Origin of the sequence: Leisingera sp. M658 (assembly GCF_025144145.1) — a bacterium.
Taxonomy (GTDB): domain Bacteria; phylum Pseudomonadota; class Alphaproteobacteria; order Rhodobacterales; family Rhodobacteraceae; genus Leisingera.
The window spans coordinates 995,781-1,009,272 of the sequence record NZ_CP083546.1 but is presented as its reverse complement, the minus strand read 5'-3'; the positions used below and the strand labels follow the sequence as shown (position 1 = coordinate 1,009,272).

Genomic DNA, 13,492 nt, shown 5'->3' with positions numbered 1-13,492 from the left:
GCCATAAAATAAATTACTACAAGGATGAGCAGTTAGCATGACTTGGTTAGATCGAAGAGAGCCGTGGGATGCTCAACAAGAGGATGCTCGAGATGCGGGCGACATTGACTATGCCCGGGTAATTCACTCTGCATCATTTCGTAGGTTGCAAGGGAAGACACAGATTCTGAACCTGGGAGACAGTGACTTTTACCGAACCAGATTGACCCATTCTCTGGAAGTCGCACAAATCGGCTCAGGTCTGGTCAAACAATTGGCCAAGTCGAATCCTAAACATGACGCTACAAAATGCTTACCTGACCGAAGCACTATTCAAGCGATAGGATGCTCCCATGATTTGGGGCATCCCCCTTTCGGTCATGGCGGTGAAATCGCACTGAACTACTGCATGCGTAATGCTGACAGAGAAAAGGTTGGGGGGTTCGAGGGAAACGGCCAAACTCTCCGGATCCTATCTCGCCTTGAGAACTTCTCCGCAGATGCAGGCGCAAACCTGTCAAGGCGTACGCTTCTCGGAATACTGAAGTATCCCGTCAGCTTCTCAGAAGCCGAAAACACCAAGCTTCAACCAAGGCTGCAAGAATCTCCTTCGACGCTCAAGATAATTGATGACAGGGCTTCCACGCCCCCTAAGTGTTACCTGAACACCGAGAATGATGTAGTAGCTTGGATCCTCAAGCCGCTTTCTGGCTCAGACCGTGACCATTTCCAGTCAATCGAGAAAGAAGATGGCAAGCATAATGCTTCAATGCATAAGTCCCTGGATTGTAGCATCATGGACGTCGCGGACGACATTGCTTATGGAGTGCACGATTTTGAAGATGCCGTTGCACTGAAATTGGTCTCTGCAAAGCAGTTTCAGGAATTTATCCCGGAAGATAAGTGTTCACCCTTCCTCAACGCACTGAAAGAAAAGTATCCAGGGGAAAGCGAAAACGATGTCTATGGCCGGATGCTTGATGGCATATTCGGCACCACCGACACCCGAAAACGCTATATAAGTCGCTTGGTTCACCACTTCATCACGGCAATCGAATATGATGAGTACAGCCAATTTCACGAGCCACTCCTGAAATTCCGTGCAAAGCTGGCCTCACCCCAAGCCCAATTTTTGAAGTCTCTGAAAAAATTGGTCTTTTCTGAGGTCATCAAAAGCCCAAGCGTCCAGCATTTGGAGTTTAAGGGACAAAGCATGGTCGTTTCCGTTTTTGAAGCTCTTCAATCCGACCCAAAGCGCTTGCTGCCGACAGACACGTTCCAAAAGTATGAAGCAGAAGGCGATGGCCTTAGGGTGATATGTGACTTTGTCGCAGGTATGACCGACGCCTATTTGTTGAAAACTTATGAGCGCTTGTTCGCTCCTCGGTTTGGATCGGTGTTTGATAAACTCTGAGGCAACACTTCAGCTATCTGAGTTTAGATGAGCCTTGTGAGGCTAAGAATACTTGATGCGAAGCCACTCAACTCATCACGACACAGTCCAAAAATAGAGAACCACCGCCCCTTTGAGGGCGGCGGCAATCTTTTAGTGGTCAAAGTTGCAGTTTAAGCTGGTCAAATTGCAAACTGATGCGAGCTTTCACATTGACGTCCGACACCAGAACTACGTCTTGTCCGCGTTACGGGTTGTTTAATTTCAATAGCTTAGATTCTCATGCGACAAACGTAAATCCGCCTTCCGACACGCCCAGACCGTTCTGCGGCATGTCCAGACCGTCTTGACCAAGAAGACTCAAATGCGGCTCCGAAACCTGGGCACAAAAAAACCGCCCCTAGGGGCGGTTCGGTTTGGAAAACATGGCGAAGTTCAGCTGCTTTTGGGTCGCCGCCGCTTCCTGCGTTCTTCCTCGTATCTCTGCAAGGCAGTGCCAGTATCAATGGCACTCCAGTTTTCAACAACAAAGGGGTTCAGCTCCTCATCACAGTCCATCCTCTCCGAATAGGCGTCCGCAAAAAAGCCCATGTCGATTTCACGGCTTTGCTCATCAAGGCATTCCCCGATTGCCTCGATGGCCATTTCCATTGCAACACCGAAGCGGCCAACAGATGCATGAATCAGAATTTTGATGAACTCATCTTGAGCCAAGAGGCCCGTATCCAAAATTCCCGCGGTTTTGAAGAGTTCGGCCAATGCTTTACGCAGCACGATACTGTCATTCTTGAAGCTCATCGGCTTCATCTCGACCGGGCGCAAGCGGCGGGTCAGCGTCGGATCATGGTTGATCAACATTTTTCCTTCTGGCGTTGCTGTCATGATCAGGCAAACCGGCCACTCCCTATCTTGCATGAGGTTGCGAAACCGCTTGCTGAATACTTCAACGCTATCGCTGGTTTTGTACCGTCCGCTGTCCTGCACCTCGTCGAGGTGCAGAGCAGCCACGCCCATTTTCTTCATGAAAAACATCACCCTCTGCGTGAGATAGTCTTCATCACGGTTAGATTTTACTGGGTAGCCAAGGGCTCGGAGGATCTCTTTCAGCGTATCTTTCACGGATGCACGCCCAGGAACGATCACACTGACGATTTGAGCACCGAACTCTTGCCTGCCACAAACTTCAGTCAGAGCGTGATACTCTTGGATGATTTCCTTGACGATCCGGGATTTACCGGCACCTGCAGGACCGATAAGAGCTGCACCTTTCAACTCGTGCTTGCCTGCCTTAAGACGCGCCTGACGCGCCGCAAGCACCTTGAAAACCCGGTCCCGAAAATCCCAGTACGTCTGAGTTTTCACGAAATAGTTCTCAAGGCTGACCATTTACTCAGCGGTATCACTGTATTGGTTGAAGTCCGCCAGATCGCCTTCAGTAATGGTCATTATTCCAACTCCGGTTTCTTTTTGCGTTTGCGGTTTCGCGCTGCAGACCGAAATCGGTCCATGCTGGTTGGGGAGTCAGTTTCAGCCTCCTCACGAAGGTGGTCTTCCTCCACAAATTCGCCGCCACCAATCTCGAAGCCTCCGTGGACAGGGTCCACGTATTCATCGCGCCCGATGTACGGTTTTTCATGCTGTCCTTTGCCAAAACCGAGTTCCAGAGCGGCGCGGTCGATTTCAGCCTGAGAATAGCCAGACATCCCCACATCCGCGTTCTGCGCGATTGAAGAAGCCATCTTTTCCCAAAGATTGCAGGCTTCGTCCCTGGCGCCTTTCCGGGAAAGGTTTTCAGCCTCGGCACGCTGCTTGCGAATGAGCTTCTCGGTTTGCCACTGGCGCAGCGTTTTGCCATTCATTTGCGGATCGCGAGCGCTGACTGAAATCATTTCGCCCTTCGCAAGGACCGTGATTGCACCCAGATCGAAAGGATCAACCTTAATCTCGACTTTTTCCCCAGGCTTAGCGATGCGGTCAACCAAACGGGCTTTGCGCTGATTGCGGGTGTACTCATTGGAATAAACTGCGCCCGCGTACCTGATCCCGGCTTCGCAGACGCTGGCATCCGTGTAAAAGCCGCAGGCTTCACGAAGTTGCGACGCGGATGGCATCTGGCCGTAGTCGTAGGTCTGCCCTTCAGTCAACTCGTCCCAGACCGCCGCAGGAGTACGGAAATTCAATCCACGATGCGGCGTGTTGTGGTACTCGGCAATGAACGCCACGAACATAGCGTGCAACTCATCATCGGTGATGCAGGCCTCCTCACCAGGCTTTCGGTCATTTCGATTTTGAGGGTTATTGGCCGTGTACCCGGGCAAATAGCGGGCCCACTTCAGATCACAAGTCCAGAAGAAGCGCTCCATGTGCCCGCGCAGAGATGACACCCCCGCCACAGTATTCATATGCGACACTGCCAAATGCCGCACTGCCTGCGAGAATGCTGCACCTCCGAACGGATCTCTGCCATATTCCGTTCCGTTGTCATTGGACACCTGCTGGATATCGCCATCCCCAATCAGGCGGACATCCGACCCGGTGCAGAGCGCCGAGCTGCCTGACGCCAGAGAGGCGCTGGAGCCGCCTGAAGATCCTCCGGGGGTCTGGCTGAGGTTCCAGGGATTGCGGGTCACACCCCAAAGCTTGCTGTTGGTGATGACGGTGCCGGAGAATTCGGGTGTGGCGGTGCGCGCATGCATGATGCCGCCAGCGCGGAAGACATGCTCATTCATCGGTGAAGTTGAGGTCGCAATAATGTCTTTCAGCAGCAGCGAGCCGTTGGAAGCCGGCAGGCCCTCAACATCGCTTTCATCCTTAATACCGATGGCCAACCCCTCTAGCGGGCGGGTGTCCTGACCCGATGTAGATTTCTCCTCCGCAGCTCGGGCAGCGCTCATGGCCTCATCGAAGTAAGTGTAGGTGAAGGCGTTCACCTTGGGCTCCACTTCGGCGGCGCGGTCGATCACGGCCTGCATATGTTCAACGGGCGACAGTGTATTGACCCGGAACATTTCCAGTGTTTTGAATGCAGGCAGATAAACGCCGGTCGACTCCATGGCCACGCTGGTGACGCCGCACGACTGGAACCAGGAGGCCAGATCGTGCAGATCCTGAGTGAACGTCCCGAAGGCGCGCACCGGCATGGTCCCTGTGTTAGGGTTCACCGCTGCCATATGCATGGTCGAACCGATATCAATCGCTGCTGCATTGGGATTGACCATCTTCAAATCCGGGTGGTCACCGGTCTTGGGTTTTGTCATGGCATCTCCTCCGTTCAGCCGAAGGGCGTGGGCCATGCAAGTTCGTCATCTTCCTAACCGGGATCGCCACAAATGCGACGTCACCATTCTCAAGTGCGCATCAACCCATGTGCCACGTTTTTTAACGGGGTCAGAACCACCAATAAGCTATCGGCAACTGCCCTTCGGGTAAAACGTAGCACAAGCTGTTGCTACCGCGCACAGGCGGGCTGCGGCCCGGAACGGTTTTTTTAGGATGTCCCTCTCCTCCTTGAGAATACGGTTCTCCCGTCGAAGCCGTTCATTCTCGCGGGCAAGGCCGAGGTCTTTGTCCGACACCACTTCCGTATCGCGATGCGTCGTGTTCCACTTGTTCAGCGTCGATACGCCAACGCCCAAATCAGACGCCACCTGTTTGCGTGTTAACCCGCTTGTCAGCGCGATCCGCACTGCATCAGCGCGGAATTCGTCCGTCCGTTTCGTTCCCATAACTCGTCTACTTTGCTGCAGTAAATGCTATCAAAGGAGCGGCATCAAACCGCGACACGTCCAGCCCTGGAACCCATCGGCCCGTAGCCGGCGCCAGAGCTCTGCACCGTTCCGGCAGCCGCCACACCATTCCCGTTCCAGCCGCGACAACCAGGGGCTCAGGCTGCTCTCGCGAATGCGAAAAACGTCTTCGCGCTCCCCACGGATGATCTGGCGGACCAACCCGTCGCTCCAGGCCCTGAGAACCTAGAATACGCGCTTTGCCAAGTAGACACCGATGATAGTAACTTCGAACATGGATGCTCCTTCCTTCAGTGATGGTTTCAACACTCATCACATTGGCAAATTGCGATGCCGTCAGGAGGGGGCATCCATGCCATCAACAAAGCCGCTTACGTGCCATCTCGCATTGTTCATGGGCCTACAGGGCTACCCTTATCACCAATAGAAGTCGTGCTTCAGGTATCGCTCACGCCATAGAACTTCCAAATTTGGTCGGTTTGCGTTCCCGTTTTCCCGGGCAAACGACTCATCAATATGGCCATGTTCTGTGACGGGAGGCAATCACTTACGTCCACCAGCTGCCCGTTCGCAAGCGATTCTGAAACTAATGATACAGGGAGCCAGGCAACGCCCAGAGCGTCGCGGGCGAATTGCAGCATAGCAAGCGTCAAAGCGGTTTCGGCCTTTGATACCAGCTCTGTCGATTCAGCTATGCGAGGAACAATCGCCTGGTAGAAGATCTGTCCAAGGTAAACTTCTGATGGGTAGCTGATGATGGGAATCTCGGCACTGCGTGCTGCCTCCTCCATTTGAGGGGCGCAAACCGGAATTAGGGTATCATCTCCTAGATGGGATTTCTCCAGCGTCCCGGGGATCGAAGTGGTTGTCTCTCCCAGCATTTCATAGGTGATTGCGATTTCGACTTCATCCGTAAACAGCAACCTCATGCATTCGTCGCGATTGCCAGACCGGATACGGATGGACTGATCTCCAGAGGAGATCGCTTGAATAAGAGAAGAGGACAATGTTGTCGTCAGCGCGTGTTGGCAGGCGATCTGCACTGCCGGCCTGTTCTGTTCCGGAGCCTGTTTCAAAAGCCGTTTCACACGCGTCAACCGGGCGCTCAGATCGCGCAGCTCTGGCTCCAGCGCTGCGACACCTTGAATAAGCGTAACTGGCTTTCGATTGCGGTCACAAAGTTCCGCACCGATGTTTTCTTCGATCGCCCGAATGCGCCGTGTAAAGGCGGACTGGGTTAAAAGCCTTTTTTCTGCGGCCCTGCTTAGCGAGCCGTTTTCCAGTACTGCCAAAATGTCTTCGATCCATTCTAAGCGCATTGCCCACTCCAATATGCACAAGTTGCATTATAGGGTCGGAATTTCGAATTAGAAATGGCGAACCCTCCAAAATAACATGCAGCAAAGTAAAATAGGAGAGTCCCTTGCATCTTGCCCGATACCCCCGCCGCTTCATTGCTCATTTGCCAACTCCGCTGGAGCGCCTCGATCGCTTGACTGCAGAACTAGGTGGTCCAGAGATATGGATCAAGCGCGACGATTGCACCGGCCTTTCGACCGGCGGCAACAAGACCCGAAAGCTTGAGTTCCTGATGGCCGAAGCCGAAATGCAGGGAGCAGAAATTGTCTTGACGCAGGGGGCGACCCAGTCCAACCACGCGCGTCAGACCGCAGCCTTTGCCGCCAAACTGGGTATGCAATGCCATATTCTGCTGGAAGATCGCACCGGGTCAAACAACGCCAACTACAACAACAACGGCAATGTACTGTTGGACCACTTGCATGGCGCAACCACCGAAAAGCGTCCTGGTGGCGGTGATATGAATGCCGAAATGGAAAAGGTCGCTGACCAAATGCGGGCTGACGGCAAAAAGGTCTACACCATTCCAGGTGGTGGCTCGAACCCAACCGGTGCGCTTGGCTATGTGAACTGCGCATTCGAATTGCTCAGCCAGGTCAACAATGCAGGTATGAAGATCAATCACCTGGTGCATGCAACCGGCAGCGCCGGCACCCAGGCCGGCCTGATCACCGGTCTGAAAGCGATGAATGCGCAGATCCCGCTGCTAGGGATCGGGGTGCGGGCGCCAAAGGCAAAGCAAGAAGAAAACGTCTACAACCTAGCCTGCACCACGGCAGAGAAACTGGGCTGTGCAGGAGTGGTTCAGCGCGAAGACGTGGTCGCCAACACCGATTATGTCGGTGAGGGATACGGCATTCCGACTGAAAGCGGTTTGGAAGCGATCAAGATGTTTGCCGAACTCGAGTCGATCCTGCTGGATCCAGTCTATTCGGCCAAAGGGGCTGCCGGTTTTATTGATTTGATCCGTAAGGGCCACTTCAAAAAAGGCGAGCGCGTGGTCTTCCTGCACACCGGTGGTTCGGTCGCTCTGTTTGGGTATGACAGCGCTTTCGACTTTACCGGTCGCTGGGCTCAGATCTAAGACAGGTATTGAAACGCCATGAATGCAAAAGTGTCAGGCCTGCGTGAAACCTTTGGAACCCATACACGTGGTTTCATAGTCGCGTTGGTGATCGCAGCTGCGGCAACTTTTCTGTCCGAACATTATGCCGCTCCAGTGATGCTGTTTGCGCTTCTGATAGGCATGGCGTTTCATTTTCTTGCCGAGGACGAAAGCTGCCGTCCAGGCATCGAATTCTCAGCCAAAACTTTGCTGAGGTTCGGTGTAGGACTGCTGGGTTTGAGGTTGAGCTTGGGCGATGTTGAAAGCCTTGGCTGGGTTTCGGTTCTAGCAATTGTTGGTTTTGTTCTGGCGACCCTTGGTTGCGGCGTATTGTTGTCCACTCTTTTGGGGCGCCGCAGCGCCTTTGGGCTCTTGGCCGGTGGATCGGTTGCAATCTGCGGGGCCTCTGCCGCGCTGGCCATTGCTTCGGTCCTGCCCAAACATCCCAGCCGCGAGGAAGACACCCTGTTTGTCGTTGTCGGCGTTACCGCGCTTTCAACGATTGCGATGATTGCCTATCCCATCCTGTTTCAGGCCATGGGGATGAACGATCTGGAAAGCGGCTTTCTGATCGGGGCCACCATCCATGATGTCGCCCAGGTGGTGGGTGCAGGCTATTCCATCAGTGATGAAGCTGGTGTGGTGGCGACCTTTGTCAAAATGCTGCGGGTCGCACTTTTGCCTGTGGTTATGGTGGTTGTCATGGTCAGCTTCCGGGGCAGCCAGTCACAAAAGGTTGGCCTGCCAGGGTTCCTCGTGATGTTTGTTCTGCTGGCCATCCTGGCAAACTCCGGTCTTCTGCCTGACGACGTGATTGCAGCCGTCAACGAACTGTCACGCTGGTGTTTGATCGTGGCTATTTCCGCGCTTGGCGTAAAGACGAGCCTGGCCAAGTTTCTGCATGTGCGCCCGTCCTACGCAGCAATCCTCTGCGTGGAAACCCTATTCCTCCTGTTGATCGCCCTAGCCTTTGTGAAGTGGGTCGGCGTTTGAAACCGGCGTTCCAAAAGGAGCCCCCCATGACTGAAATCACCAGAAAACACAGTAATGGACGGATGAGCAGGATCGTCGTGCATCAGGGCACGGTCTATCTATGCGGTCAGGTGGGCGAACGTGGTGCCAGCGTAGTCGAGCAGACGGCTGGCATTATGAAAAAGGTTGAAGCCCTGCTGGCAGAAGCTGGATCTGACAAGACAAAAATCCTGCAAGCGATTGTCTGGCTGGCGTCTATGGAGGATTTCGCTGAGATGAATTCAGTTTGGGATCAATGGGTTGTTTCAGGCCATGAGCCTGCGCGCGCCTGTGGTGAGGCCGTCTTGGCCAGCCCTGATCTGAAGGTTGAAATCACCATCACTGCAGCCCTCTGAGGCTTGCGAAGATCAGACCCAGAGATGTCTTCGCAAGGGGGTAAAAAATGCTACCGGCCAAAATATATCATTTGACGCATTTTGAATAAAATGTATCATACGAAATATATTTCAATGTTTGTCAGACTTGTTCCGGCACCATCCCAAACGATAACAGGAAACTCAAACATGGCTCTTGTTGAAAGCAACAAAAGGAGTAGAAAGTTGACCGAGACATCTCTCGGCACAGAGTTTGCCGCAGGGGAAAACCTGGCGGAACACTTTGGCGCCTGGGCGTCCAAGCTCTCGTTTGAGGATGTGCCGGAGGATGCTCTCATCTGCGCGCGCCGTGCGGTTCTTGACACCATTGGTGTTATCGTCGCTGGCGGCCAGCATCTTGGCGTTCAGGCCCTCGCAGCGCATGGCGCCGGTTCGGGTGGCGCAAGCCTGGCTGTTACCGGGATCAAAACCGACCCTATTACTGCCGCGACATGTAACGGCATGGCCGCACATGTCTGGGATTTTGATGACAACAGCTACACTGGAATGATCCATGGTTCGGCCATTATCCTTCCGGCTGTACTTGCGGTGGCACAATCTGTCGACGCCTCGGAAAAAGACCTGCTTCAAGCCTTTGTCATTGGATCCGAGGTCTCTTACGCCCTGGGAGAAATCTGCACCCATAGCCATTTCATGCAGGGCTGGTGGGCGACGGGATCTTGTGCCCTCATTGGAACCGTGGCCGGCGTCGCCCGGTTGCTGGGTCTGAACGCCGAGCAAACGGCCAATGCCATTGGCACTGCAGCCGTCACAGCGGGCATTGAACGGGCAATTGCCGGCACGGATGCAAAGCCCTACCTGGTCGGGAATGTTGCTGGTCAGGCGATCACGCTGGCGCGGGCCGCGCAGGCGGGATTGACCGGACCCAAGGATGCCTTTGAACAGAAGAACGGGTTCTTTTCCCTGCTCAATCAGGGAATTTCCAAACGGGAAGGAATTTGCCCGCTCGCTGAGCGTTGGCGTGTCCAATCACCAGGGCTGCTTTTCAAAACTAGCCCCGTCTGTTCTGCCGCCCACGCTGCCATTGAAGCGGCGAGCCTGTTGACCCGGGAGGCTACAAAACCTTTAGCTGAGGTTGTCGCCATTGAAGCAGAGGTTCCCAAGCTGGTCTCAGCAAGCCTGGTCTATGACCGGCCCGTCAACCCACAGCAGGCACAATTTTCGCTTCCCTATAGCGTAGCATGTGCAATGTTACATGGTAGCGTCCGCCTACAGGATCTGAGCGCAGCCGAGCTTGCCGATGATGCCAAACAGTGGATCATGGACCGGGTAACCACCCGAATCTGTCCGGAGCTATCGGCCGAACCAATGGCCTCTGACTTTCCGGAAAGCACTCGCGTAACGTTCAAGTATGCTGACGGCGTCAGCCGCACCCATTTTTGTGGTGAAGCCTTTGGAATGCCGAACAGGCCGCTGTCCAACGGCGACCTCATCAGAAAATTCAACGAATGCCTGAACTTTGCAGGCCTCGCCCAGCACGAAATTGATCTGCAAACCGTGGATCTGTTGGAATTGGCGGCAAAAGTCCTGTGGGAGACTGCTGCCTAAAGAGACACGATAAAACACCAACCTGGAGGAGAAGAAAGTGAACTTTATCAACAAAATCAAAACATCAGCTTCGGCAGTCGCCATCGCATTGGCTACCTGTGCAGGTGCTGCAAATGCCGAACAACTGGTGCGCCTGTCCACCTATGTGAACGAGGTTGATATCCGCTACGAGGGTTTTCAGCATTTTGCAGATCTCGTATCAGAAAAAACCGAAGGCCGGGTCAAAATCGAAATCTTCCCCTCTGCCACCTTGAATGGCTGGAGCGAGGGTATTGATGCCGTTCTGGGCGGGGTCGCCGATGTCAGTCACATCTCCTATGATGATCGCCTCCCCTGCTACCGTGCGGGCGCCTTCTATCCCGCCTCAGTTGATCTGGAGAACCAGATCGCTCTGGATGAGGAAATGACGGCAATCCTGGCTGAAGAAGCCGCCAAGGTCGGCCTGGTTAACATCTTCTCGTCGAACTATTCCTTTGACCAGGAATGGTGGTTCCAGGAGCAGAATGTGGACCTGAGCAACCTGAATGGTTTGCAGGTGCGTTCGATCGGGCCACTGGTGAGTGCGATGATCGAAGGCTGGGGCGGAAGCCCGGTTTTTGTCTCTCCCAAGGAGGTTTTTCAATCGGCTGAACGTGGCGTGGTTGATGGCATCAATATGGGTGTTGCAACCTATAGCTCCTGGAAGCTCTGGACCGTCATGCCGCATATGATCAACGCTGATTTGTTCTACGGCAACGTCATGTATATGATGAACAAAAACAAGTTCGACACCCTGAGTCCCGAAGATCAGCAGGCGATCCGCGACGCCAGCCGCGAAGCGCAGACGTGGCTGAAGCCCCGCTATGAGGCCTGGGTCAATGAAAATGTTGGTGATGCGGTCATGAATGGCGGCGGCTCTGCGCGGTCGCTTACAACAGAAGAAAAAGAAGCTCTTCTCGCGTCGATCGTACCGCAGTGGGACGAAGAGCTGGACAACACCTGCGGCAAAGAAACCGCAGATAAAATCCGCGCACTTCTAGCCAAACACCAGCAATAATACAGGCACCGAAACATTCGGATGACGCTTAAGCAAGTCTGGGGGCCTGTAGTTGCAGGTCCCCAAAAAAAGTAGCGCCTTGGGAGGAGAGTCATGCAACAGAACACCCGCAGAATGGGTTTCATAGAACGGCTGGGGCCACTCCTTGCCGCACTTGGCGCAATCATAATTGTTATTCAGACAATCTGGATCTCTTATGGGGTGGTGATGCGATATGTGTTCAATGCGCCTGATCTATATGTCACCGAGGCAACCGCGCTTATGCTGGTTCCCTGTGCCTTTTTGGGGCTGGCCTATGCTATGCAAATGGACGCCCTGCCAAAGGTCACAATGTTTGTGGATGTGCTGCCTGGCAAACTGGCGCGCATCGTCCGAGCACTCAACTTGATCATCATGTTGGCGGTCGGCGGTTTCTTTGCTTTTGCCGCGACCGAAGCCTTCTTTCGGGCTTCGCGCACCGGTGCATCTTCCGAGGTATTGAGCTGGCCGCGCGCATGGTTCTGGGCGCCGACGGCCCTGGCCCTGATCATCTTCTGCCTGATCCTTTTTGTGATCGTCTTCAGAACCCTCAAAAATAAAACCAATCATTCGACAGGCGAGGAAAACTAAGATGGAATGGTATCATGTTGGCGGCGGGCTGCTAGCTCTGCTGATGGTTCTCATTTCGCTGGGGCTGCCATTGCCCTTTGCGCTGGCGGCTGCCTCCTTGCCGTTTCTTTGGCTGATCCAGGATTTCAGCACCTCTTTGATTAGTGTCGAGCTGAAAATCTGGGGGGTTTGGGTTGACTATATCCTTCTGGCGGTACCGCTGTTTGTCTTCCTTGGTGAGCTGATCGCCCGATCCACCATTGGCCCCAATCTTTATCGCTTTATGCATCAGGGCGTGCGAGTCCGCGGCTCTGCCGCCTATGGAAGCATCGGCGCCTGTGCGGGCTTCGGGGCGGTCTGCGGCTCTAGCATGGTGGGTTCCCTGACCATCGGCGGCGTGGCTTTGCCTGAGATGCTGAAGCTCGGCTATGGCAAGCGCCTATCGGCAGGAGTTCTTGCGGCGGGGGGGACTCTCAGTGTGTTGATCCCGCCAAGCCTGATCCTGTTGTTCTATGGCATCGTCGTGGATGTCTCGATTGGTGATCTTTTCATTGCCGGCATCATTCCCGGCCTGGCTCTGACAACCATGTTTGCCCTGGTTGTTGTGGTCTGGGGCATCTTCAGCCCCTCTTCCATTCCAAAGGTGGACAAAGCGCTGCGCCTGCCGCTGTTTGAAATTCTGTCTGCGGTGCTGCCAGTTCTGGTCATTGGTTTGGTGATCACCGTTTCCATCTATGCCGGTATCGCAACCCCAACCGAAGCGGCTGCCATTGCTGCCTTCCTGACCTTCCTTATCGCCGTCACCGTTGGTGGGCTGCGTTGGGAAGGGCTGAAAGGCGCGCTGATGGCAACGATGCGGACCATGGGTTATCTGGGCCTCCTGTTGTCTGCTGGCACGCTCTTTGGCTTTGTTCTGACCTATCACCGCGTTCCGCAGCAATTCACCGAAGCCTTCCTGACATTGGAGCTGGCGCCCTATATGGTTCTGGCCATGGTCATCGCCTTCTATCTGATTGTCGGCATGTTCCTGGAGCCTGTTTCGATCACCTTCATTACCCTGCCGACACTGTTCCCGCTGATCAGCACGGTCGGCTATGATCTGATCTGGTTTGGCATCATCTATACCATCACCATGGAGATCGCGGTGTTAACGCCACCTGTGGGGTTAAACTTATACGTGATACAGGGGCTCGCACCTAAGGATGTTGATCTAAAGGATGTCATTCTGGGATCGCTCCCCTTCATCGGAGCTCTGGCGATCCTCATTGTCTTGCTGCTGTTCTTCCCGCAGATGGCGCTTTTCCTGCCAGAACTGGCCAGCTAAGGAGTATG

General features: G+C 54.1%; 11 protein-coding genes and 2 pseudogenes. 8 read left to right on the top strand and 5 right to left on the bottom strand.

Annotated features, from left to right (window positions below; all coding sequences use genetic code 11):
* The first annotated feature begins 37 nt into the window (after positions 1-37).
* A complete protein-coding gene (locus tag K3724_RS05085; RefSeq protein WP_259990675.1) occupies positions 38-1,393 on the top strand; it encodes an anti-phage deoxyguanosine triphosphatase in 1,356 nt (451 codons plus the stop codon).
* Between the two features lie 414 nt (positions 1,394-1,807).
* Here K3724_RS05085 and K3724_RS05080 read toward each other — a convergent pair whose 3' ends face one another.
* The 5 genes and pseudogenes from K3724_RS05080 to K3724_RS05060 form a co-directional block, all read right to left on the bottom strand.
* Positions 1,808-2,758, bottom strand: coding sequence for a TniB family NTP-binding protein (locus K3724_RS05080; RefSeq protein WP_259990673.1), 951 nt, complete (start codon positions 2,756-2,758; stop codon positions 1,808-1,810).
* A 59-nt stretch (positions 2,759-2,817) separates the two neighbouring features.
* Positions 2,818-4,629, bottom strand: a complete 1,812-nt coding sequence (locus K3724_RS05075; RefSeq protein WP_259990671.1) for an amidase family protein — start codon at positions 4,627-4,629, stop codon at positions 2,818-2,820.
* 225 nt (positions 4,630-4,854) lie between these two features.
* A pseudogene (locus tag K3724_RS05070) lies at positions 4,855-5,097 on the bottom strand (transposase); the annotation flags it as partial.
* A gap of 63 nt (positions 5,098-5,160) precedes the next feature.
* A pseudogene (locus K3724_RS05065) lies at positions 5,161-5,319 on the bottom strand (ISL3 family transposase); the annotation flags it as partial.
* 236 nt (positions 5,320-5,555) lie between these two features.
* Positions 5,556-6,437: a LysR family transcriptional regulator gene (locus tag K3724_RS05060; protein WP_259990670.1), complete on the bottom strand. Its 882-nt coding sequence runs from the start codon at positions 6,435-6,437 to the stop codon at positions 5,556-5,558.
* A 104-nt stretch (positions 6,438-6,541) separates the two neighbouring features.
* Between K3724_RS05060 and K3724_RS05055 the strand changes: the two genes are divergently transcribed.
* The 7 genes from K3724_RS05055 (at position 6,542) to K3724_RS05025 (ending at position 13,484) form a co-directional block, all read left to right on the top strand.
* Positions 6,542-7,561: a D-cysteine desulfhydrase gene (locus tag K3724_RS05055; protein WP_259990668.1), complete on the top strand. Its 1,020-nt coding sequence runs from the start codon at positions 6,542-6,544 to the stop codon at positions 7,559-7,561.
* An 18-nt stretch (positions 7,562-7,579) separates the two neighbouring features.
* Positions 7,580-8,575 (top strand): YeiH family protein, encoded by a 996-nt coding sequence (locus K3724_RS05050; RefSeq protein WP_259990666.1) that lies wholly within the window; start codon positions 7,580-7,582, stop codon positions 8,573-8,575.
* 26 nt (positions 8,576-8,601) lie between these two features.
* Entirely contained in the window at positions 8,602-8,949 is a 348-nt protein-coding gene (locus tag K3724_RS05045; RefSeq protein ID WP_259990664.1) for a RidA family protein, read from the top strand.
* Positions 8,950-9,117: 168 nt separating this feature from the next.
* Entirely contained in the window at positions 9,118-10,536 is a 1,419-nt protein-coding gene (locus K3724_RS05040) for an MmgE/PrpD family protein (RefSeq protein ID WP_259990662.1), read from the top strand.
* A 37-nt stretch (positions 10,537-10,573) separates the two neighbouring features.
* On the top strand, positions 10,574-11,572 hold the full coding sequence (locus K3724_RS05035) for a C4-dicarboxylate ABC transporter substrate-binding protein (protein ID WP_259990660.1): 999 nt from the start codon (positions 10,574-10,576) through the stop codon (positions 11,570-11,572).
* A 93-nt stretch (positions 11,573-11,665) separates the two neighbouring features.
* Positions 11,666-12,181 carry a TRAP transporter small permease gene (locus K3724_RS05030; RefSeq protein ID WP_259990658.1) on the top strand — a complete coding sequence of 172 codons (516 nt, stop codon included), beginning with the start codon at positions 11,666-11,668 and terminating at the stop codon, positions 12,179-12,181.
* A 1-nt stretch (position 12,182) separates the two neighbouring features.
* Entirely contained in the window at positions 12,183-13,484 is a 1,302-nt protein-coding gene (locus K3724_RS05025) for a TRAP transporter large permease (protein WP_259990656.1), read from the top strand.
* The last annotated feature ends 8 nt before the right edge of the window (positions 13,485-13,492 follow it).